Raw genomic sequence first — 23,141 nt, 5'->3', positions numbered from 1 at the left:
CGGCTTTTTTGCCGTGTTCCTTATCAAATCTATAAATTAGTCATAGTGATATTTACAAATTATACTTGACTTGCAATTTGTTTTAACTGGCTAAACCTATCTTCTTTGGTTTTTACCACCACGCTATCGCTATCCGTTGGACTATAATTGACATATTCTAGGAAGATAAAAGCAAATGTATCTAAAATATCAGGGGACGTAATCCCTTGTTTTTTCATATCATCTTTGGATAATAGTTTCCAACGTGCTTTATCGTCAAAAGTATAGGGTAGTTTTATCGCCTGTTCTTCAATGTTATTTTTTACGCCATAGTTTTTTAACACCTTGTCATCAATGCAAAAACGCCCTTGTTGCATGGCTTTTGACAGCATGACATAGGCATGACTGCGTTTGTTGCAATAATATAGCTTGTTGGCGTTTTTAAAGCATGATACACCCCAGTGTACTTCAACAAAATACACCCCTTCGGCTTTGAGCGTTTGACATAGACCTGCACCGCTACCGATAGGGTCAATCACGAGCGTTGCCCCTGCATAGCTATCTAGTAAATCATAGATAGTTGCTTTGATTTGGTTGATTTGGGCTTGACTGCTCCACATGGGGATTTGCAATATTTCTACAAACCGTTCAAGCCGTCCTTTCACCATTTTGTCAATCACCTTGCTAACGGTAATCACGCTACTATCACGACCAACGCCACCGCCTACGTCCACCGTAATCAGATAGCCAAAACGCTCATCGCTACCAATGATATTTTTGTTTTGTAGCATGGCTAAAAATTCGGAACGAGTGATTAAAAATTCACCCTTTAATTCTGGAAATTCACCACGAATACGGATAAGATAACCAGGTGCGTTTCTATCGCCATATTGATACAAGGCTTCTACCAGTTTTGAACGGCTGACAATGGGCGAAAGTTCACCGTTAAATTTTAACGCAATCCATTTACCACCGTTTTTGTGGCTTAGTTTGTGTTGGGTATCATAAAAAAACCCTGTGCCACGAGCTGGCTGACTAGTCAAAACTGCCCTGTTATCTGCATGGGTTAATGCACCTATTGCCACTTCCAAAACAGCGTCATCAATGCCACACGCTTCATCACCCCATACCATATAATTATCACCGTGTTGCCCTGCGATATTGGTAGGGCTGTGTTTTGGTGCGGTTTTAGCAAAGACAAACCATGTTTTTTCAAAGCCTTTAATATACACTTTTTCGGCAAAAACAGCGACATATTCAGCCAACCAACCAATCGCACCTTGTCGCAATCTATCAAGACAAATGCTAATTTCTTTCCAAACTACGGTTCTTAACTGTCCGATTTGTGGAGCGGTGAACATCATAATACTTTCTTCAAAAAACAATAAATGCCACAAAGCAACAATGCCAGCCGAGCGTGATTTTCCTGTATTATGCAGTACCGTAAAATCGCCTCCTAAAAATTGATGATTGCCGTCCAATACAAAACCGTAATAATCGCCCATACCTAAAGGCTCAACAGATTTTATACCGAAATTTAAATTTCTACGTTGATGTGGCGTATCAAGACGTTTCTTTCTTTCAATTCTTACTGGAATTAAATCAATATTTCTACCAATAGTTAAACGATAATATGTACCCACCGCTCCATTATTACCACAAACTTTTGTAATTTTTTTGACGGTTGCATGACAGCCAATAGACTTAGCCAAAAATACCACTTGATAAGCAATTGTTTTGTTTTTTTGTACAAAATCATAGCCATTTTTATCTCTTGAACCGTCTGTATCAATCAAGCCAGCCAACAACTGTTTTCTACTTTCTAAGTCTGCTGTTAAGTAAATTTGTGGAATATGCTTGTTTTGCCATACCCCTAAATCATTTAAAGCATGGTAAAACAGATTTTTACAATGATTACTAGGACTTGCCTTTGATATAGCATAAGTAGTTGCTTTCCCTTTTTTGGCTCTTTCTACAAAGCGACAACCTAATTGATTAGCATAGTCTTGCCATGCCTGTTTTATTTCATCGTCTGCTGTTGTGATTTCTGTACCACGACTTGAACCATCGCCAAGCCAAGTACCAAAAATATAAGGGTCTATAGGCAATGATTGCTGAATACCGCCAAAATCATCAACAGAATTTCTATAAACAGCATGACAGCGTTTTTTATCAGATCCCCATGTTAAGTATTCTTTAACGGTTACTGTGTTTTTATCACCTGTTTTTCTTGTTCCTTTTGAATTGGTGGCAACCAAACACAAAATATGACTTTCATTAAACACATGGCTTGTACCGTCATTGTAGGTAAAGCGATACATATTTTCACGCCCACGACACAAATCAAGCACATTTCTAGGCGTGCCGTCATCACCCATAAGCACATCGTCAAGCGTAATATCTTGCACCACTTTAATCGTGCCGTCATAGCACATAATGGGCGTATCTATACCAAAGCAACCATGACCAGACGCCACCGTTGTCCTACTACCAGGTACTTGAATGCTAGTAAATAACATTTCTTGTTGTGGGGTAACGGCTTGTCCTGCTTGTATTGTCATGTTCAACGCTTCAACCGCAAAACGAGTAATATCGTAACGGTAGCGTTTACAGGCTTCGTGCCATTCTGGGAGCGTTCGCAAATCTTCTAACATAAACCTTTACCCTACACACTAAACGGCATAAAATCGCTATCGCTATCATCATCAGATACGACATCATGGGTCAGCATAAAACCACCGTAAGCAAGCCTTGCCCCCCAAATCGCCATTAACACCGCCATGTGTCCATTGCTTACATTGGTATCAAACTCATAATCCTGCCCTGTTTCGCTCATTTTTTTACTCTGTAACACGTCCTTTGGGTCATACATACGCATATCATCGCTAATCTGCAATAGACCGCTACGGCTAACATCAAAAAATGCGTCCAACAAAGCACGGATATTCTCACGCTCACGAAAACACAGCGACCAGTTGTTAAACTGATTTGGCGTATCTGTTACCACAACCACATTGTCATTTTTGACGACAGGTTCATGCCAGTTGGCTTGTTTTTCTACCAAAATCTCGCCACTATCCGCCATTGTTACCGCAATCACACGGATAGGCTCACCTTGATACCCTGCACAACGGCTATCCACAATCACAATGTTGTTCATGGCTTATCCTTTAATGGCTCTACCGTGATTTCACCAGTGTCAACGTCCGCATTAACTTGTCTGTTAATCACATCGTAAACATCGGCTTGTATCACCACTTTGTTTAAATCGTCCGTTGTGGTTGTACCGCCATTAATCGGTGTAAATGGCGTATTAACACTGGTTTTTGGTGGATTAACCCCAATCGGTACAAACGGATTATTCGGATTTTGTGGGTTTTGTGGTGTTGGTGGCAAAATATCATTGGTTGGTGGTATATCTTTCCATTTATCAGGTGTGCCTACTTCGCCAGTATCTGTTAAATTATCCCAATCACCGTCAAGCCCTACCACAATCGGAATATCACCCATAATGGTACAATCCACCGTTACAATAGTAAGGTTTTTATACTCGCCTGCACTATCAGGATAAAGGCTATTGTCAAGCACCCTAAAATTCCAATTATCCACGATTTTTTTACCGTCAAAATAACCAAGTTCAAACGGCACGGCAAAGGTACGCTTGCTTTCATGTTTAAAATACGCACAAAACTGGTTAGACACCATCATCGCACCATGCACATCAGGACAAAAAAAGGCAATCTGACAGCGAAAAGCTGACGGCATGGAGCGTAACTGTAACACTCGTTTATCTGGGTCATGTGGTATGGTTACGGTTAGCCAATCGGAGCGACCGACAACTTGGTCATATTCAGGTGGTGATTGTATCGGAGCGATAGCCGTTGTCATCACAGGGATAAAAGCCGTTCTTGTTTCACCGTTGTTGTTGCGGTTGATGTTTTCTTCCCATGCTTTTAACATGGCTTGGCTATCGTCAATCATATTGCCACGACAAGCCATAATCGCTTGTTCAATCGGTGCGGTTTTCCACCGATATACGGCTTGTCCTTCAGGCTTGCACCATTGGCGAAAATCTCGCAAACAATACGCCCATGCCATTTGAATACATTCAAGGCTTGATTTTATGTATCTATCGGTCATATTTTTACCTTTTGATTGACTTTTTTAAAAATTTACGTTAAATTAATTAGGTATTTTGCACCCACGTCCGCTTATTAGTTAATGGCGTGCGTATCGGATAAAACGGTTTATTCTGTTTATTTTGAATCAAATGCCGACGTGTAGCCCCCACGTTATTTAGCGATAAAAACGTGCATAGGGGTATGATGAATACGCCGTCATCATATCCGCACCTACACATTTTTATATTTTGCCCCACCAGTTCTATTCATTTCATAAGCACTAATAACCCAACTATTACTACCTTTAGCTTTTCTAAAAGCAATTTTTGTTTTTTTATAAATTAAAATAACAGCATAAACTTTTTCTTGATTTGGGTCTTGTTCAACTTCTACTATTGTGCCTTTGGCAATCGCTTCTGGAACGTTTTTTGTCAAAAATAAAACTGCTTCATCATAAGTCATATTGTCTTTTCTCATACGACCTTCAATAATATGACTTAAACCCTTACCGCCTTTGGTTTTGCCATTGGGTCTTATTCGTCCAACATCACCCCACTCAAAATCCACCCAACCACCATTAAAATCATCATTACCCTGCAAATACATAGCACGGTGAACTGATGTTTTATCCAGCAAGGCTTTTGTCATGGCTTTTTCACCACGTTTAATATTAGCAACAACCGATTTCATCGCACTTGTACTGTCAAACATGGCGGATTGCCTATCTAAATAGGTTTGCAATAAGCTATTTGTTGGAATTTTGCCAATCTCATTTAGCAAATCAAACATCTTAACTACCAAACATTTTTAAAATACCACCCAAACCACCATCCGCTTGTCGTTGATAATGTTCAACAATTTTTGATTTTGCCTGTTCATCATCAGTCAATGGCTTTAATGGCACACTGTCAAACGCTCTAATCTCTTCCAAAAACTGACTAAAAGGCACGCTAGGGCAAATCATACCGTCTAACAACGCTTCTTTACGCTCAAGGCGTTTTTTGGCTAATCGCTCTTGACGGCTGATATAGTCCTGTAGTTGTTGTTGGCTTGCTAGGGCTTCTTGTTGGTAAAAATCAATCATATCTTTGGCAGTTGCTACGTCATCTTTGGCATGGATAACTTGATAGATACTGTCATACTGGGTGATTAGGCTTTGTTCAACCACTTGTCGCAAACTTATCTGTTCATCGGTCGGATTGGCAATACTGTCAAATCCACAGCTTAAGTCCAAGCCGTCAAACAAGCCATTGCCCTTGTTGGTGTGGTAGTTTGGGTTTCGCACATAGTCAAATCCAAAAAAACCATTCACATATCGCATTCCGTTGGCTGACGGTGCAAAGTTTACAGCGGTGCTAAATCCGCCAATATTGGCTTTATATTGTTGATACGCATATTCGCCAGCTTCGTTGCTTAAAAACTCTTCACGGTGGGTTACATTGCCATTTTTGTCTGCTGATAATTCAATAGTGCGAATGGCAGGGGCGATACGGATTTCTCGTCCGTCATCAGTTACTACGGTATCAGGTGGGTTCATGCCGTATAGCATACGGATTTCATGCCCATAGTAGCCGTACATATCGCCTGTGTTTACCATTTCTTGTGTGGCAGGTGCGTTAATCATATCTACCATAGAGCCAATATCTACGTTGGAGCGGTCTTGTCCGACATATTTTCGCCCACGTTCGGCTATGTTGTAGGTAATTGCTTTGGTTGTTCTTGACATAAAAAATCCCCTTAAATACTATCTTTACGCTAGTTTATAGGGGATTTTTGGCTTTGTTTGGGATTGTTCCAATCAGTGTTTAAACCAACACCCTATCTGCACCAAGTCCCCCTGTAATCGCATGGGCTAGGCTTTTATCGCTGACATTCTGCGGTATTTGGTTTTGACTGGCGACCAGTTGTTTTTGCCCCTTATCCGTTGATAACTGCTGACTAACTTTTGGGGATTTTGGGATATTGGTCGCTGTTACATTGGGTTTTTTGGCGGTAGCTTTTGCCGTTTGGGTTTGGGTTTTTGGTTTTGCCCATGCTTTACCGTTAAAATAGCTATTTGCAGGGTGAGCCTTGTATTTATCACTTGAGTTATAATTAAAACCGCCTTGAAACTCCGCATGATACAAGGTTGCCATTTTTTCCAAAATCTTATTGGTTTGCGTGCCTTGTTTGGTATTGTCTTTAAAGTTATTCGCCACGCCAAGCAGTCGAGTATTTGCCCCCACTTTTTGCAACGCCCCTAACTGCTGTTTGATAATGTCATAATCAGATGTGGACATACTTGAGTTAGACAATCCACTTGATAACACCACTTGGGTGTTTTTGTTAATCGTGCCAGCCTTGATTAATGACTGAATTTGCCCTAACACTTGGCTAGGGTTTTGTCCATTGACCGCCGTTGATTTGTCCGAGCCGTGTACTTGATTGTACTGTACGCCAATACTATCACCCACGACCACGCGATTATTGCCAAAACGGTCACTTTGGCTAGCAAGTTGCTCTAATTTTTTGGATTGGGTGCTATTTGCTGAACCTGACAAGTTAATGCCATAATTCCCCACTTTTTTACCTGCATGATAATGCACATAATTACCTTTACCATAAACCGTCCCTTTTGCTTTGGCTTCTGCAACAGCTTTATTGCCCCATTGTTGCATGGCATTTGCACCTGAAACATGGGGATTTAAAAAATCGGTTGTATCAACAAGACGGCTACCACCACTAGCACGTTTTGCTAAATATTGTCGTGTAAAATTCAATGCTTCTGCTGAAGGGGCTTGATATTTATCAACATCACCAGGTGAACCAGTTTGGTGAACTTTGCCGTATTTGTCTTTATAGCTTTTTAGGCCATTAATGCCACTAAATTGATTTTTTTGATTAATAACCCCTTTAATCGTATCTGGAAATTCTTTTGCCACCGTTCTGTTTAATACACTATCTAATACAGCCCCTCCCATATCTGCACGCCATTTTTCATCAAACCCACTTTTACCCACTTCAGACTGCATAACTTTTGCCAATCGTACAATATCGGTTTCAGTAATATTGATATTGCCATTGGAAAATGTGCTATTATCACCCAAAAAACCTGTCGCACCGTCCATACTATCGGTTGTTGTTTCAGTATTCGGATTAACATTGTTTGGCGTTGGCAAATCAAGATTAAACAAATCTTTGGCTTTGGTTTTCACCCACTCAAAAATCGCACTTGCCCCCACAAAAAACGGACTTAACCCAAAGAAAAAGGCTTTTTGCATTTTATCGCCCAGATTGTAGTTTTTTAGCCCATTTGTCCAGTTTTGGATATAAGGGCTGACCGTTTTACCCAATGCTTCACCGCCTTCGCTACCGAGCCAACCGCCCAATATACCACCAACAACCGTGCCAACACCAGGGAAAACCATTGTACCAATGCTTGCCCCTGCCATAGCCCCAGCAATACCACCACCGACCGAGCCTACCCCTGCCGATTTTTGCTTGGCGTTCATATTGCCCGAGTTTAAGGCAAGATTGCCCACGCCAAACAACGCACCCAATGCACCAAGCCCACGCCAACCGCCTTTTTTCAGCAGTTTGAACGCACCCTTACCCCCTGCCATGAGTAAGCCTAGCCCACCTGTTAGCAGTTCTGACAATAGACCAAACATACCGCCACGGTTGCCATTGTCTGCGATATTTTCTAAATGCTCTTCAACCGTTCTGTTATGTCGGTATTGAGCCTGTGAAAGTGGTTCATTACGCTTTCTAGCAAATAGCTTGTTTTTTGTCCATGCCCCCATACGCCACATCAGACCCAACATTTTGCCCATAGGTTTTACCGTGTCATAGACCTCGTGCATACTTTCCACCAATGGGTCAAGATTTCTATCATCAACGCCAACGTCCGCCACATTTTTAGCCACCATATCCGATAGTTTTTGGATAAAACTTATCTCTTCTGCTTGCGATGTAAATCGCCCATTGCTATCACGCAGTCGCTCTGTTGGCGTATTTTGGCGGTTTTGATGTTGTCTAACGGGTGTATTTGTTGTATTACCAATTTCACGAGCAGAGGCTGGCAAATGTCTATTGCTTTGCCTTGATGTTTGTTCACCAACAATAGAAGTTTGTCGGTTACGTTGATTTCTTATTCTTGTGGTTTGGTTTAACTGCCCTAGGCGTTGATTAATATCTGTTAATTGCGTTTGGTTGATTGTCGCTTGTGATGACAAAATCCGAATAATGGTTTGGGTATCATCATGTAGTAAGCTAGTTTGCCGTTCAACACGCCCTAAACCAATGATAAAACCTTGTGGGTCATAATTGAGTGCCATAATGTTATCCTAAAAAAAGCATTTAGAATAGTTTGGCATGATAGATAGGAATAAAGGGGATTTGTTCCAAAAATCAGATAAGTAATTGATTTTGTGGGTGTGATATTGGATAATAGGTTTTGTCAGGCTAAAGTAGGCAAGCATGCTTTAGCCTGACAGGTTACTGCTACCGACCTAGGTAAGTGGTAGCTAAAACTTAAGGAGTGAGGCAATGACCAACATCATCAAAATCATCGCCTTGTTAATCCTGCTCTTAGTCTGCGTAAACGCTTACTAATCAGGTAGCCTAAAAGTTACTCGCAATAACTCATGGCTTGAGCTAGTCCGAAAGGCTAGCCACTCCTTAATTCTTATCATAATTATTTTTAACATAAAAATCAAGTCCTTTTGTGATAAAAATTCAACTATTCATTAACCATATTGTCTATCATTACTCAATCCACTAACCGCATGAGCAAACCCCCTGTCATTGTTCGCCAATGGTTGATTGTTTGCAAGCAGGGTTTGTGATTTTTTTGCTTGCGGTTGCGGTATTGTGGGCGTTTTGGGAATATTGGTTGTTTTTAAATCGGGTGATTGAACCGTTTTTGTGGTGGTAGGCGTGGTTGCTAAGCCTTGTGGCATAGCAGAATAATTGTTTACAGAAGCGACTAATTGTGTTTTACTTTTTAAGATATTGTATTGATTTTGAGACGAATTGCTTGGTAAATAATTGTTTGTTGCAACAATCGCTTGATTGTTCGTTTGTTGTGTGTTTTGAATGCTAGTTTGATTGACAGAAGTTGACCTAGAAATATGATTGGTTTGAATATTGCGATTGTTTTCTTGTTTTGGTTGTTCAGGTGACTTTTGAGCGATTGCTAATTCGGCTCGGATATCTTGATAGGGGTCTACCACATACACGTCAAATTTTTTATTGTTTAAATTTTTAACATAGTCATTTAATTTTGTTTTTCTAACACCGCTTTTGCCGTCCGCCCCTTTGGCACTGGTACTTTCAGACACATATTTTTCGCCATTTTCGTCAATAATGGTAACAATATGTCCAATATTACCAAAACGACCAACAGCGTGCTTGCCACGGCTTTCACCAATTATCATACCTGCTTGTAGTTTGCTTAAATCCAAGTCCTGCCAACCTTTTTTATGGGCAACTAAACGCCCTTTTTCTTTTTCGGTTCGGATAATCTCAGACGCTGTCCCTGCGAAAATCTTCGCCTTGTCTGCTTTTGGCTTGCCTAAAATTTGACTAATTTGTTTCACCGTATCTTGATTCACCTTTGCGACCCAACGTGAACAATCAATCACGCCATTGCCATTACCCCCCATTTTATAGGTAACATCATCATGGGTATAGGTCATCTTTGAGCCAAAATCCACACGCCATGTTACCTTGTTAAAATCCCCACCAAACCCCAACGCATTTTTGAAATCACCCCAAAGTGATGACGCACCGTCTGCAACTGTATCCAAAAAATTTTGCCCTTTCTCAATCCATTCAGTAATTTTTTGTTTAATCTTATCAATTACTGATAAAAAGCTATCATACAACCACGATAAGGCATTTTTTGAGCCTTTAAACAAGTCTGATAAACCATTGCTAAACTTTTCTAACAACTGTTTTGATAAATCAAAGCTGATTAAACTATCCACCCAGTTTTTGATATGGGGCAGGGCATACTCGCCCAACGCTTCACCGCCTTTTGAGCCAAGCCAGCCACCAATTAAGCCACCGACCACCGTGCCAATACCGGGAAAAATCGCTGAGCCAATCAACATTCCAATACCAACACCGCCGATTTCGCCCAATAATTCACCTGTTCTGCCTGCTTTTTGTTTATCGGACAATTCATTCCAATCCATTGCCAAACTGCCAGCTTTAGCAAGTGTGCTTAATACCACCAAACCACGCACACCGCCTAATTTCTTTAATAAAGATTTACCATGCTTTAAGGCAAAACCGCCCACGCCTGCCAATCCACCCCACAACATTCTACCCATTTTGCCAAACATTTTCATAAACGGATTTAAGCGAAAACCGCCAGAGCGGTTATTTTCTATCCTTTCTAACTGCTCTTCCACATTGGCTTGATGACGCTCTTCAGCATTGGATAACGGTTCACGCTTTTTATTGGCAAAGAGTTTATTTTTTGTCCATGCTCCTGCCTTAAACATGAATCCAAACATTTTCCCCATAGGCGATAGCACGCCTTTTACTTCATTCACGCTGTCTAGCAACGGGTCTATATTTTGGCTATCTATTTCATTTTCTAATTGCTGTTTTAAGGCATGATTAAGCCGTGAAAAAAACTGGCGTGTTTTATCCGCTTTGGCAAATTGACTATCGTTTTGTGAATGTTGCTGTAGGCGATGTTGTTCAGATTGGCGAACTCTGGTTTGTTGCCTTGCGATACGTTGTCGTGCCAATGAATTACGGACAGAGCGTGGGCTTATGTGATTGCTTGTTGGGTTATGTTGATTGACTTGTTGAATAACACACCCAGTCTGCTTTAACTGCTCTTTACGTTTTTTACCGCTTTGGCTTAAAATTTCAATGATTTTTTGGGTATCATCGTGTACGATTTTGGTTTGTTTCTCAACACGATTAATTCCCAAAATAAAACCCTGACTGTCATAGCTAATTGCCACTGTTATCACCTTAAAATACAAAACAATAAGGCTTATTTTGGCATGGCGAGCATGAAGTTTTGGGAAATGTTCCGATTAATCCAAAAATTTATCACGCATATTTTGGAGGATAAAAAAGTCAATCAATTTAACAAACCATTAAATCAATTGACTTTTAATATAGTTTAAACCAGAATATAACCTATCAAGACAAGGTAGGCAAGCATACTTTGGATTGATAGGTTACTGCTACCGACCTGTGTAAGTGGTAGCAAAAAACTTAAGGAGTAAACGATGAAACCGTTAATCAAACTCATCGTCATTATCATCCTAGTGTTACTAAGCAATGATGCTTATTAAGATGATAACCAGTTAGACGGTCTGCAAACTAACTAACTGGAGGCCTACAGGGAAGTAAGCCTACTCCTTAACCCATATCTTAGCATATTTTCGGAGATTGTCAAATGCCAAAAATCGTAGCAAAACCAAAAAGCAAAGCCCAAATCCAAAAAGACAGCGATGAAAAACGTGGAGTAATTAACTAGACATTGCAAACATATTTAAACTTATCTATAATATTACAAAATAGATAAGTTATTAGCGATGTACAAACCCAAAGAATTTGCCAAAAAAATAGGTGTGTCCGTATCTACACTAAGACGTTGGGATAAAGAAAAACGCCTTGTACCACTACGGACACAAACCAATCATCGTGTTTATACAGACGATGATATATTTAAAGTCTTAAACCTTGAAAAGCCAAGCAATCAAGGTAAAATCGTTGTCTATTGCCGAGTGTCAAGCCATGCACAAAAAGACGACTTGCAATCGCAAATAGAAGCTATGCAAACCTTTTGTTTAGCACAAGGCATAGCCGTTGATGAATGGCACAGTGAAGTCGGCAGTGGTTTAAACTTTAAACGCAAAATCTTTTTATCACTTATGGATAGAATAGAAATTGGCGAGATAAAGAACTTATATGTCGCTCACAAAGACCGTCTTACACGCTTTGGATTTGATTATTTTGAACACATGGCAAACCGCCATAACTGCCAAATCATTGTAGCCAACCAAGAAAAACTATCACCACAGCAAGAATTGGTTGAAGATATGCTTGCTATTATTCATAGCTTTAGTAGCCGATTGTATGGACTTAGAAAATACAAAAAGCAAATCAAACAGATGATTAAAGAAAATCCATGATATTAGGACACACAATAGAACTTGCTCCCAATAACAAACAAGCCACCTACTTTAGTAAGGCTTGCGGAGTCGCACGTTTTACCTATAACTGGGCATTAGCCGAGTGGCAAAAACAATACCAAGCCGATAAAACTTATCGTGATGAATGCTTGAAAAATGGCATAGAAATTGATGAAACCAAACTTAACAAACCATCACAAGGCAAATTAAGAAAACAACTAAATAGCATAAAAAGACAACAATTTCCCTTTATGGCGGAAGTAACTAAATGCAGTCCCCAAGAAGCCATAATTCAACTAGGCAAAGCCTTTGACAACTTTTTTAAAGGGCGAGCCAAATATCCACAGTTTAGGAAAAAAGGCATAAACGACAAATTTAGCTTAACCAACGACCAATTTAAATTGATTGGCAAAAAGATAAAAATTCCTAATTTAGGCTTTGTTAAATTAACAGAAAAATTGCGGTTTAGTGGCAAACTCATGAATGCTACCGTTTTTAAAAAAGGCGGTAAATGGTTTGTATCGGTTGCCGTTGAATTACAAGACATCATCAAACCACAACCCAAAACAGATAAATCTGTTGGTATTGATTTAGGCATAACAGACCTTGCCACCTTGTCAAATGGTGAAAAAATCCAAGCCCCAAAACCATTAAAAAACAAACTCAAACAGCTTAGACGATTAAACAAAAGCTTAAGCAGAAAACAAAAAGGCTCTAAAAACCGTGAAAAAGCGAAAACCAAGCTATCACGGTTACATTATAAAATCAGTTGCATTAGAAAAGATTTTCTGCATAAATTCACAAGCAAACTTGTGCAACAATTTGATGTGATTTGTATAGAAAATCTGAACGTTAAAGGCATGATTAAAAACCACAAATTAAGCCGTGCGATTAATGATTTAGGTTTTTTTGAATTTAAACGCCAGCTGATTTATAAGGCTAATATGCAAGGCAAAACCGTCAAAGAAGTGGATAGATTTTATCCAAGTTCTAAAACCTGCTCATTTTGTGGTTTTGTTATGCCTAAAGAAAACTTGACGTTAGCAACACGTCTATGGACTTGCCCAAATTGTAAAGTAAGTCATGACCGTGATGTGAATGCAAGTTTAAACATTTTAAACAAGGCGGATAAAATCCTAACTTTATCTTAATATAAACAAGCGGTAGGTTCTACCGTGTTAGTCTATGGAGTTGATGTAAGTCCAAGTTCAAATGAATAAGGCAAACAACGGTGAAGTAGGAAGAAAACGCTAAATTTGCCTTTGGGTGGGTTTAGATAGGTTTTAAGGAACAGTAAAACCAATCGGATTTAAAGTACCAATAGAATTTGCCGAACGTCTGGACGAATTAGCCAAAAAGACAGGCTTAACCAAAAACATCATCATCATGCAAGCCGTTGAACTATGGGCAATGGAACATGAATAAACCAAACGCCAAAAACCATTTAAAATCCTACTATCATTCATTAGCAAGGATTTTTCATGAAACTATCAGAAATCACCGAGAAAACCCCACTCATCAAAGATTTTAGCAACCGATTGGCAAAAACCACACGCCAACGTATCGCCACCGTTGTGATTAACAAAATCAAACGAGTTTCAGGCGTATCATCATTGCCTGTTGATATGAACCTTGAAAACAATCAAAAAGTAACCTGTTATATCCGTATCGTTGATGAAAAAGCCGATATGTGGCGGATTGATATTAATGGCAAACAACTGCCTATTACAGGGGATTTGGATAACAGTTACAAACCGTCATTTAACAAATCCGTTGATGATATTGCCAAAGCCGTTGTTGCAGGACAAAAAGCCTTTGATAAAAAAATGGCACGCCAAAAAACACCAAGCGTTACAAGAACATCAACAAAAGTTAGCCAAACAAAACAGCTTGAAGAATTAGCACAACAGGCCCAAGACCTAGACAACACAATCACCCAAAAACAAGCCGAAAAACAGACCTTATCCGAGCAACTACAAGCCTTGATTGATGAAACGATTGTTTAACAAAAAACCCTTGAGAAATCAAGGGTTTTTATTTGTTTGCTACTAGACAATAGCTCCCAATTCCATAGAAAAAATACGGAAATTTAAATTCAAGGATTAGCCTTTAAAGGGTTAATCATCTTAGGCGTACTACACGCCACTATTGGGTCAAACTTAAAATTCCCAATTACTTTTCTTAAAATATTAAAAGCACCATTGACATCAGCATTGATAAGTGTGTTATTGCTTGATTTAAAAAGCCCACGTTTGATGCGTTTGCCTTGATAATTGGCGTGTTTTTGAATTGGCTCGTTATCAAGAAAGCTACATTTACTTGTATAACTTTCTTCAGTAACAATCACATCAATGCCTTGTAATTTAGCTTTATACTGTACCATTTGTACCAATCTTGCAAAAGGCACGCTGACAAAACTTTGATTGTTTCTTTTACCAATATTTATCCCTTGTTTCCAATCTTTATTATGACCGATAACAATTGTTGTTATCTCATTGGCAACTGCGTGGTTGATAAGATAATGGCTTGCTTTATGCAAATAATCATTAATTTGATTGTTGCGTTTGGCTGATAACTGACTTAATTTTTTGTTTATAAAATGTTTTTGTGCGACCGCTTTATTTTTTAATTTGTCTTTGGTTGATGTTAATTTTGCTTTAATTTTATTAAAAAATTGATTGGTGGATTTAACGGTTTTGCCTGTTATAATAAAAGGTGTATCGTTCGTATTACTCACAACCGTTAAAAGATTATTTAAGCCTAAATCCACCGCTAAATAACGATTGTTGTTTTGTTTTAAACTAGGTTCATGGGTTTTATAAGTGATTTTGATGTCATAACCATTGGCAATTTTAACGACTTTAACTTCTTGTAAATTATCATAAGTAACCATGGTTTTTAATTTACCCAAATCAAAAGATAAATCTTTATTAAAACGGCTTGAAAGCGTTAATATGCCTTTATTTAAATCACGTTTTGATATAGCCTGTTTGGTAAAAATAATATTGGCTCGCCCTTTGGTTTTGTCTAAATATTTTGGTAGTTTTGGACGACCTAGAAATTTATTTTTGTCTTTGTGGTAGGATTTGATAACCGCCCAAAAAGATTGAAAGTTTTGGTAAACTTGTTTGATGACTTGCTGGGCAACTTTTGCAGGTATGGCGGTATAATCTGTTTGTTTTTCTTTGGTTAATTGATTGATAAGTTCAAAAGCGGTTGGCGTTTTGTTGCTCGTAATAATACTTCGTCTATTGTGATAAGTGGCAACATTAAATAAATTTTTACACAAAAACGCATAGTTATCAAGCATTTTATAATGCCTGTGGTTTGGTTTTATGCGGATTGTGTGGGTAAGATACATAATTATTTTTGTAATTCTTTAATAAGTTGCTCGGTTTTACGTTTGCTTCGTCTTTGTCCATAAATTCTGGCGTAATTCACTATCAACGACCAATATCCGTCCTGTGGTTGTTAGTTCAGATTGAACTTTGCCACTTTTTACCCATGACCAAACGGTGCGATAGGTTACTTTGTTGAGTTTTGCATATTCGGATATTTTGTATTTCATTAAAATATTGTTGATGTTATATTGATATTTTATTTTATAAAAATATGGAATTTTATGCAAGTTTTTTCCGTGGTTTTCTGTTATTTTAATGAAGTTAAATTATACAATCCAAAAACTTCACTGCATAATCGGCAATATTCCCAGCCTTATCATTCCCGTTAATAATCCGTCTAGCCTTAACAAATTCTTGTCTATCACCACGTTTTAAAAATGTGGATAACTTCACACCTGTGAATGAACCGTCAAGCATACCTTGTATCATAATCTTGCTTGCAATATCATAATCAAGGGCAAGGTCAGGATTATTAACCAAATCAACGCCTAGCTTTTCGCCCATTTTCTTATAATTCGTTAGCCATGTCAACTGCACATAACCACGACCGTAATAAGTGAATGGCAAATTACGGTATTTTGAGCCGTCAATATCAGTATTTGTGCCATACTTTCGCCCACGTCCTTTGCCATATTCTGCGATTGGTTGCATAGTAAAAGCTGTTTCATGCCATGCTGTCGCAAGCATATAAGCAAGATAAATAGGGTTTTTAACCGCTTGCATTTCATTTACCGCTTTAACAATCGCATTAACGCCATCAACTTGTGTTTGTCTTAGTGTGCCAAAGTTTGTACGCATTTTATTAAAATCAAACATTAATTGGCTATCGTTTAATGCTGTTTGTGATTGATTTCCCCACACGCCATCAGCTGTTACGCCAAGCCGTTTTTGTATATCTTTAATCGCCATTTTTACTCTCTTTATTATCTACCGTATTGCTAAAAATCTTTGATAATTTTGTAATTTGATCAATCGCATTTCCGCCTAAATGTCCAGATATTGCCACGCTGATAGCTGTCTGATTAGCACTCAGCTCAAAATCTTGGCATAATAAAAAGGTAACTAATCCGACAAAACCGCTAATCACCAATTCGCCTGTTAATTTTAAAAAGATTTTGCCAAGCGGTTGCGGTTCGGTTGCATTATTTAGCCGTCTGATAAAAGCGACAAATCCGCCTGTAATGGATAAAAAAATCACCCATGGCAATGTTACGATGATTTGTAGTATTTCTTTTTCACTCATAATTTTTCCACGCTACCCACGTCTAGCGACCACCGTGATTAGCATATTGATACTTTTTAATAGCACTTCTTTGTATTCATGCTTATTTTTCAACATATTTTCACGGTATTTATACGCATCTGACGTTTGATAGTCCTTAATAAACGATATAGGCATTGTAAACGCTTCAGCCATGCTCATATTCGTATGTTCCATGAGTTCTAGGCATTCATTCATTAATGAGTTCACTAATTCGTTTTGCGATGTCCGACAGTACACTAAGGGTGCGAAATCGTGCGATAATCAAATCGCCACCCCCTTGTTGTTCGCTATTGCCTAAAATGGTGATACCTTCGTTATCAAGGCTTATATCCAACAAATGCTTTAACTTATCGCAACCTTGATAAAATACATCACTCAATGCTTGAAATTGGCTATCGGTAAGGCTTTCTATCATCTCAAAACGTTTTTGAAATACAGTGATGATTTCGCCTGCAACTGGCATTTTTTCCCATACGACAGGATTTGTTTCATCACCAAAAAATTCGGTCATATCCCCATGTAATTGACACGCCATTTGCCCTGCCAACCAGTCGTAGATATTTTCACAGCGAGTTTGCAATTCGGTTACATGATTGCCAAATAGCTGTTGAACATGGATATTGCCAATCGTTACCACATCAGGGGCGGTTTTGGCTTGGATAAAGTAGTTACTAACATCTTCATTCATCATATAATCGTTCTGACTGATAGACAGGTAGTTAAGCAGGATATAATACCGCTCTTGTACGGTTAATTGATTTGCCAGCGTTTCATCTTGGCAGACATAACCAATAAAGGCATTTAGCCGTAATTCGTTCATGGCTTGTGGGATTTTGGCGATTTGGACGATTTGCCCAATGGTGAGTTCTTTTAAAAAAATCTCTTGATTGCGTAAAGCAATGGCAATGGCGTTAAACATAAAAAAAATACCTTTAATCATGGGTTAAAGGTATTTTAATTACAAAAGACAAATAAACTTTTCAATGTTCCAATAATCCGTCATTGCTTTTTAAAACAAACATCATTACAATGGTATATGAAGTTGCAAAAGATTTGGCAAAAAAAGACGATACCAGTTTTGATGTGTTCGTAATGCTTGCGATTACTGAAAAGGTGCAAAAAATGCGTGATGAAATGCAATTGTCTATCCGTGCCAAACAAGGAAACAAGGAAACAAGGAAACAAGGAAACAAGGAAACAAGGAAACAAGGAAACAAGGAAACAAGGAAACAAGGAAACAAGGAAACAAGGAAACAAGGAAACAAGGAAACAAGGAAACAAGGAAACAAGTAAATAAACAAAAATTTAGCAATGCTCTAGCAGAGGTAGCAGATGTAACAGCCTTGTTCGCATGATGCGTTGTAGTTGGCAAATTTTTTCCACCCCTTATTTTACCAGTTAAGCTAAACCAACCTAACATTTAGCTATATAATTCCGTAACATCCTTTCTATCCCACGCCCTACGAGATAAAAAGTTAATTTGCACTTTTGCTGTTATCCTACTACCGTCCGAGTTCATAGGGGCTGTCATGGGGACAGATAGGCTCTCAATAACCAAGTCATTATACATTTTTCCACCATAATCTAGTCTTACGGTGATAGGAATAACGGATGGAAACAAACCTTTTAGCGATTTTTCTTGAGCCATATTTGCCAGCAATCCATTTTCGGATAACTCAACTGGGGCTGTCCACTCTTGCAAGGTCTGAATGGCTTTTTCCACTTCGGCTTTGGCATCTTTCCATGCGGACAATACCAGTGTGGCGTTAATTCTGACCGAGTTTGACGATGTGTATATTTGTTCGCTGTTTAGTTTGGTAAATGACGAACGACCTTTTAACTCAAGTAAACTTTCAATTGCACCACCTTGTTTTTTTTCATTATCTTCGGTTGTGGTTTCGCTACTGCCTATGTTTTCCGTGCTTTCTGCACTTGCATCAGTTTCTGGTATTCGTTCAACTTCCACTTTGCCAATATTGCCAAAAGCCCCCAAAACTTCTGTTGCCTGTATGGCTATTTGCCCAGATTGTATTAACCCCATCATGTTTGGCATACGCCCTTCAGGGTTTGAGTTTTCAAATGGGGTTGAGTATTGGTTTTCAAGGCTAAATTCAGCATTTTCCAATAAGCCAACTACTTTTCTGTCATCATTTTCCACATTATCCCTTGTTTCGGCATAGATAACTGCGATTAGGTGTTCATTGATACCAGCTGCACCCCATATACCGTGTTGGCTATTGGTTGCAACAATCTTGATTGTTTCTAATGTGGTTTCTGGCGTGCTTTGTGTATCTGCCATAAAAAAATCCTTACAAATAAAACTTGTAAGGATTTTACAGTTTTTTGTGGTGTAAATGGGTTTATGTTCCTAAAAAATTCTATCTGTAATAGACGGACGCATTTCCATATCTTCATCAAACAAGCGATAATCTGACTGGTTTTTTTCAAGTAACCAGTCCATGTTATCAACTGTATGTCGTGGTGCTTCGTTCATATAGAATAAATCCGCCATGACAATAGTTTGTTCATCATTATCGCCTTGATACGCTTGTTCAATACGGCTGTCGGTTTCATTACCGACATTGTAGTTTTGACGGCGTAACACATCTTTTAACGCCCACCAATACGGTCCATATTGACGATAATGCAAAATATTTTTCTTTAAGCGTTGATAAATCACACTGGTAGAAAATTCCACAAATTCCGCATCAGGTTTGTTCTCAGCCAAACTAGCCTTTATTTCGACTAGTTTTTCGTTAATTTCGTTTTTATCAAATTGATAATACATTTTAGTTCACCTTTTCACATTGAATATCCGCATTTGGATAATCTTGTTTTAGTTTGGTAAATGCTTGGTAGGATAGCAGCCAACGTGTATTTCTGCTATCCCATAGATATTTACGCTTGCCTTTTACTGCTACACCGTATCTGTCTGCATATTTTTTAATATCATCTTTCCACTTCATTGTATTGCCTGTAACAGCGACCGTATCAGTTGGTTGTATCTCACTTGTTACAGCCTTATATTGTTTATACTTTTCTGCGGTTGCATCAAGATGATTCCAAAAACTAAAGACATCTGGACTTGGGTCATCGCTACCAATGTTTAATGCACGATAAGACGCACTGTCTTTTTGCTTGTCAGATATATTATCCAGTATATTACTATCAGGCTTGATATGCTCATTATACAGTTTTTCAGCAAGATTGGTAATATCATCGCTTGAATAATCATCAGGCAAGGCATTTAAAGCATCACGCACCGTTATCAAAAAGTTTTCAGGCTTTTTAACAATTCTATTAATCACACCCATGTCAATATTACCCACATCAACATCTGACAGCACAATATTATTACCGTTCCAAAAAACCTACCTAAATCTACCCAAGAGCAAATTTAGCGTTTTCTTCCTACTTCAACGTTGTTTGCTCTTGTCATTTGACTTAAGACTTACATCAACTCCATAGGCTGACACGGTGAAACTCACCGCCAAAAATATTAGATTGTTAAAACCTTAGTTGCATGATTTAAAATATTAATGCTCGCATTCACATCACGGTCATGGCTTGTCTTGCAGTTAGGGCAAGTCCAATATCTGACAGCCAGTGTCAAATTTGCTTTATCCATGATAAAACCGCAACATGAACAGGTTTTACTTGATGGATAAAATCTATCTACCTCTTTGATAATTTTGCCCCATTGATTTGCTTTATAAATCAGTTGCCTTTTAAACTCATAAAAACCCAAATCATTAATCGCACGGCTAAGTTTACGGTTTTTTACCATGCCTTTAACGTTTAAGTTTTCAAGACAAATCACATCATAAGACTTAACGAGGCTTGTGGTTAGCTTGTGTAAAAAGTCTTTTCTGATATTGCTGATTTTAAAGTGTAGCCGTGATAGCTTGGTTTTTGCCTTTTCACGGTTTTTTGAGCCTTTTTGTTTTCGGCTTAAACTTTTTGACAGTCGTTTTAATTTGTTAAGTTTAGCTTTTAATGGCTTAGGGGCTTGGATTTTTTCACCATTTGACAAGGTGGCAAGGTCTGTAATGCCTAAATCAATACCAACTTGTTTGTCTGTTTTGGGTTGTGGTTTGATGATGTTTTGTAATTCAACGGCAACCGATACAAACCATTTTTCGCCTTGTTTAAAGATTTTGGCGGATAGGATTTTGCCTTGTAAACGCAAGTTTTCACGCATTTTAACCCAGCCTAAATTAGGGATTTTTATGCGTTTGCCGTCTATTCTAAATTGGTCGTTGGATAGGCTAAATCTATCATTTACGCCTTTTTTGCGAAATTGTGGGTATTTGCTTTCACCTTTAAAAAAGCGTTTGAATGCGTCTCCTAGTTGTATAATGGCAAGTTGTGGGCTACATTTGGTTACTTCTAGCATAAAGGGGAATTGTTGTCTTTTTATGCTATTTAGTTGTAAGATATCCTAGCGTTATTTACAGTATTTAGGATAAAATACTGCAAATGAACATACATAAAAACACCAGACTGCTACCGTTTGAAAGAGAAGCTATTTGGATAGCCTATCATCAAAACAAACAAAGCGTAACATCACTTGCTGAAGAATACAAAGTATCAAGACCAACAATCTACAAGGTATTGAAACTTGCCAGAGTGAAGTTACTAAAACCACAAACCAGTGTCAATAATCGCTTTAAACAAGCGAAATTTGGCATTAAACGCTTAGCTAAAGTTGAAAAGAGTATACAAGACAAACTCAAAAAACAAGCCAAGCGTTATAATAAATCCTATCCTGGTGAGATGGTACACGTAGATACAAAACGCCTACCACTGCTCAAAGGACAAAATAGCAACAGCCCTAGAGAATATCTGTTTGTTGCCATTGATGATTATTCTCGTGAACTGTATGCTTGTATTATGCCAGACAAAACAGCTTTTAGTGCGGCTAAGTTTCTGACAGAACAAGTTATTAAACCTTGCCCTTATACGATTGAGGTGATTTATTCTGACAATGGCACAGAATATAAAGGCACAAAAGACCATGAATTTGTCAAAGCCTGTTATAATAACAACATCAATCAGAAATTCACCAAAGTTGCCAAACCACAAACCAATGGTAAAGCAGAACGAGTAATACGTACGCTCATGGAAATGTGGCATGAACAATGTGAATTTACAGGTAGTGAACATAGAAAGCAAGAATTAACAAGATTTCTTAATTTCTATAATACCGTTAAACCCCATTCATCTTTAACTAAAAAAGATGATATTACTGGCAAAACTCAAACCTTTACTCCTTATGAGTGGTTGGAGTTTTATTTTAAACAAAGTGTAAATAACGCTTGAGGTTCTTACAATTTAGTTGTTTTCTTAATTTGCCTTGTGATGGTTTGTTAAGTTTGGTTTCATCAATTTCTATGCCATTTTTCAAGCATTCATCACGATAAGTTTTATCGGCTTGGTATTGTTTTTGCCAATTATCTAACGCCCAGTTATAGGCAAGACGGGCTACACCGCAAGCCTTTGCAAAGTAAGTTGCTTGTTTATTCGTTGGGTCTAGGGCGATGATGTGTCCACGTATTAGGGTCATTCTAGTACCTTGGCGTTCTTTGGGCAACAAGCATGCCACTTTTGTCCCATCTACGTAATGTTGAGATAGACACACCTAGTTGTTTTGATGCTTCGTTGATACTAATTAATCTATTCATTTGGATATTATAAAGTAGATTTAGTTAGTTTTCAATAAACAGTTTCAAGCCCTATCGTTCGGGGATTCCTGCTCCCAGACGGTCAAGCCCGACCGCAAGAATGTTCTTACTGGCGATAAACTTTCCATTTCTTCATCATATAGCACAAACGTATTGCCGTCCGTATCAAGCAAAAATTCATTGTTGCCTTGAATGGTGGTTTGTGCCATTTCATGCCAAAAAGCGTCCGCCCCCACGATAGTTTGTTCATCGGTTGCACCGCTATAAACTTTGGCTAATTCTTTATCAAAACTATCATTTTTACCAAAATTGGCTATGCCAAAATCATAACCGTGTTTGATAAGCACTTGTTTTAACGTCCACCAGTACATACCATAACTACGATAACGAATGGGTTTGGTTTTGATATTGGCTGCAATGGCATAACAGGCAAATTGTTCAAACGTCATATTTTGGTGTGGATTTTGTTCATAACTTGCCTTTTTTTGTTCGGTCATCAAGGCAAGCTGTTGTTTATTAAAAGTGTAATTGTTCATAAAAAATCC

Annotated in this window: 25 protein-coding genes; 6 read left to right on the top strand and 19 right to left on the bottom strand. The window is 38.4% G+C overall.

The window, feature by feature from the left end:
* Nucleotides 1-59: 59 nt before the first annotated feature.
* The 7 genes from ACGTJS_RS11065 to ACGTJS_RS11035 form a co-directional block, all read right to left on the bottom strand.
* Nucleotides 60-2,633 (bottom strand): Hint domain-containing homing endonuclease, encoded by a 2,574-nt coding sequence (locus ACGTJS_RS11065; protein ID WP_410472113.1) that lies wholly within the window; start codon nt 2,631-2,633, stop codon nt 60-62.
* 11 nt (nt 2,634-2,644) lie between these two features.
* Nucleotides 2,645-3,139, bottom strand: a complete 495-nt coding sequence (locus tag ACGTJS_RS11060) for a hypothetical protein (RefSeq protein WP_410472112.1) — start codon at nt 3,137-3,139, stop codon at nt 2,645-2,647.
* The gene (locus ACGTJS_RS11055) at nt 3,136-4,119 is read right to left on the bottom strand and encodes a hypothetical protein (RefSeq protein ID WP_410472111.1); all 984 of its coding nucleotides are present in this window, start codon (nt 4,117-4,119) and stop codon (nt 3,136-3,138) included. Before ACGTJS_RS11055 ends, ACGTJS_RS11060 begins: the two co-directional genes overlap by 4 nt.
* A 212-nt stretch (nt 4,120-4,331) precedes the next feature.
* Nucleotides 4,332-4,889, bottom strand: coding sequence for a hypothetical protein (locus ACGTJS_RS11050; protein ID WP_410472110.1), 558 nt, complete (start codon nt 4,887-4,889; stop codon nt 4,332-4,334).
* A 1-nt stretch (nt 4,890) separates the two neighbouring features.
* Entirely contained in the window at nt 4,891-5,826 is a 936-nt protein-coding gene (locus tag ACGTJS_RS11045; protein ID WP_410472108.1) for a hypothetical protein, read from the bottom strand.
* 79 nt (nt 5,827-5,905) lie between these two features.
* A complete protein-coding gene (locus ACGTJS_RS11040) occupies nt 5,906-8,416 on the bottom strand; it encodes a cell wall hydrolase (protein WP_410472107.1) in 2,511 nt (836 codons plus the stop codon).
* 411 nt (nt 8,417-8,827) lie between these two features.
* A complete protein-coding gene (locus ACGTJS_RS11035; RefSeq protein WP_410472106.1) occupies nt 8,828-11,065 on the bottom strand; it encodes a hypothetical protein in 2,238 nt (745 codons plus the stop codon).
* 582 nt (nt 11,066-11,647) lie between these two features.
* Here ACGTJS_RS11035 and ACGTJS_RS11030 point away from each other — a divergent pair.
* The 4 genes from ACGTJS_RS11030 to ACGTJS_RS11015 all read left to right on the top strand — a co-directional run bounded on the left by ACGTJS_RS11030 (nt 11,648) and on the right by ACGTJS_RS11015 (nt 14,253).
* The gene (locus tag ACGTJS_RS11030) at nt 11,648-12,247 is read left to right on the top strand and encodes an IS607 family transposase (RefSeq protein WP_410472105.1); all 600 of its coding nucleotides are present in this window, start codon (nt 11,648-11,650) and stop codon (nt 12,245-12,247) included.
* Nucleotides 12,244-13,398, top strand: coding sequence for an RNA-guided endonuclease InsQ/TnpB family protein (locus ACGTJS_RS11025; RefSeq protein ID WP_410472104.1), 1,155 nt, complete (start codon nt 12,244-12,246; stop codon nt 13,396-13,398). The genes ACGTJS_RS11030 and ACGTJS_RS11025 overlap by 4 nt, the downstream gene beginning before the upstream one ends.
* A gap of 151 nt (nt 13,399-13,549) precedes the next feature.
* Nucleotides 13,550-13,672, top strand: a complete 123-nt coding sequence (locus ACGTJS_RS11020; RefSeq protein ID WP_410473266.1) for a ribbon-helix-helix protein, CopG family — start codon at nt 13,550-13,552, stop codon at nt 13,670-13,672.
* 56 nt (nt 13,673-13,728) lie between these two features.
* Nucleotides 13,729-14,253, top strand: coding sequence for a hypothetical protein (locus ACGTJS_RS11015; protein WP_410472103.1), 525 nt, complete (start codon nt 13,729-13,731; stop codon nt 14,251-14,253).
* Between the two features lie 89 nt (nt 14,254-14,342).
* Here the strand turns inward: ACGTJS_RS11015 and ACGTJS_RS11010 are convergent, their stop codons facing one another.
* From ACGTJS_RS11010 to ACGTJS_RS10990, 5 genes are all read right to left on the bottom strand, one after another.
* The gene (locus tag ACGTJS_RS11010) at nt 14,343-15,608 is read right to left on the bottom strand and encodes an RNA-guided endonuclease InsQ/TnpB family protein (RefSeq protein WP_410472102.1); all 1,266 of its coding nucleotides are present in this window, start codon (nt 15,606-15,608) and stop codon (nt 14,343-14,345) included.
* Between the two features lie 301 nt (nt 15,609-15,909).
* Nucleotides 15,910-16,464, bottom strand: coding sequence for a glycoside hydrolase family 19 protein (locus tag ACGTJS_RS11005; RefSeq protein WP_410473265.1), 555 nt, complete (start codon nt 16,462-16,464; stop codon nt 15,910-15,912).
* An 82-nt stretch (nt 16,465-16,546) separates the two neighbouring features.
* Nucleotides 16,547-16,891 (bottom strand): phage holin family protein, encoded by a 345-nt coding sequence (locus ACGTJS_RS11000; RefSeq protein ID WP_410472101.1) that lies wholly within the window; start codon nt 16,889-16,891, stop codon nt 16,547-16,549.
* Nucleotides 16,892-16,903: 12 nt separating this feature from the next.
* Nucleotides 16,904-17,047 carry a hypothetical protein gene (locus tag ACGTJS_RS10995; protein WP_410472100.1) on the bottom strand — a complete coding sequence of 48 codons (144 nt, stop codon included), beginning with the start codon at nt 17,045-17,047 and terminating at the stop codon, nt 16,904-16,906.
* Between the two features lie 52 nt (nt 17,048-17,099).
* Entirely contained in the window at nt 17,100-17,831 is a 732-nt protein-coding gene (locus tag ACGTJS_RS10990; RefSeq protein WP_410472099.1) for a hypothetical protein, read from the bottom strand.
* 134 nt (nt 17,832-17,965) lie between these two features.
* Between ACGTJS_RS10990 and ACGTJS_RS10985 the strand changes: the two genes are divergently transcribed.
* Nucleotides 17,966-18,205 carry a hypothetical protein gene (locus tag ACGTJS_RS10985; RefSeq protein ID WP_410472098.1) on the top strand — a complete coding sequence of 80 codons (240 nt, stop codon included), beginning with the start codon at nt 17,966-17,968 and terminating at the stop codon, nt 18,203-18,205.
* A 127-nt stretch (nt 18,206-18,332) separates the two neighbouring features.
* Here the strand turns inward: ACGTJS_RS10985 and ACGTJS_RS10980 are convergent, their stop codons facing one another.
* From ACGTJS_RS10980 to ACGTJS_RS10965, 4 genes are all read right to left on the bottom strand, one after another.
* Entirely contained in the window at nt 18,333-19,211 is an 879-nt protein-coding gene (locus tag ACGTJS_RS10980; protein ID WP_410472097.1) for a hypothetical protein, read from the bottom strand.
* A gap of 69 nt (nt 19,212-19,280) precedes the next feature.
* Nucleotides 19,281-19,700 carry a hypothetical protein gene (locus ACGTJS_RS10975; protein WP_410472096.1) on the bottom strand — a complete coding sequence of 140 codons (420 nt, stop codon included), beginning with the start codon at nt 19,698-19,700 and terminating at the stop codon, nt 19,281-19,283.
* A gap of 1 nt (nt 19,701) precedes the next feature.
* Nucleotides 19,702-20,241: a hypothetical protein gene (locus ACGTJS_RS10970; RefSeq protein ID WP_410472095.1), complete on the bottom strand. Its 540-nt coding sequence runs from the start codon at nt 20,239-20,241 to the stop codon at nt 19,702-19,704.
* 170 nt (nt 20,242-20,411) lie between these two features.
* The gene (locus ACGTJS_RS10965; protein ID WP_410473264.1) at nt 20,412-21,332 is read right to left on the bottom strand and encodes an RNA-guided endonuclease InsQ/TnpB family protein; all 921 of its coding nucleotides are present in this window, start codon (nt 21,330-21,332) and stop codon (nt 20,412-20,414) included.
* 59 nt (nt 21,333-21,391) lie between these two features.
* Between ACGTJS_RS10965 and ACGTJS_RS10960 the strand changes: the two genes are divergently transcribed.
* Entirely contained in the window at nt 21,392-22,234 is an 843-nt protein-coding gene (locus ACGTJS_RS10960) for an integrase core domain-containing protein (RefSeq protein ID WP_410472002.1), read from the top strand.
* On the opposite strand, the gene ACGTJS_RS10955 is transcribed toward ACGTJS_RS10960, so the two are convergent.
* From ACGTJS_RS10955 to ACGTJS_RS10945, 3 genes are read right to left on the bottom strand one after another with little or no spacing between them, the layout of a single operon-like run.
* A complete protein-coding gene (locus ACGTJS_RS10955; protein WP_410472094.1) occupies nt 22,209-22,478 on the bottom strand; it encodes a helix-turn-helix domain-containing protein in 270 nt (89 codons plus the stop codon). The genes ACGTJS_RS10960 and ACGTJS_RS10955 overlap by 26 nt on opposite strands.
* Nucleotide 22,479: 1 nt before the next feature.
* Entirely contained in the window at nt 22,480-22,596 is a 117-nt protein-coding gene (locus ACGTJS_RS10950; protein WP_410472093.1) for a MerR family DNA-binding transcriptional regulator, read from the bottom strand.
* 44 nt (nt 22,597-22,640) lie between these two features.
* A complete protein-coding gene (locus ACGTJS_RS10945; protein ID WP_410472092.1) occupies nt 22,641-23,132 on the bottom strand; it encodes a hypothetical protein in 492 nt (163 codons plus the stop codon).
* Between the last annotated feature and the right edge of the window lie 9 nt (nt 23,133-23,141).

It is taken from the genome of Faucicola mancuniensis (assembly GCF_046523945.1).
In the GTDB taxonomy this organism is placed as follows: Bacteria; Pseudomonadota; Gammaproteobacteria; order Pseudomonadales; family Moraxellaceae; genus Faucicola; species Faucicola mancuniensis.
Note: the sequence above shows the minus strand (reverse complement) of the source record. Positions and strands in the feature narration are given on the sequence as shown.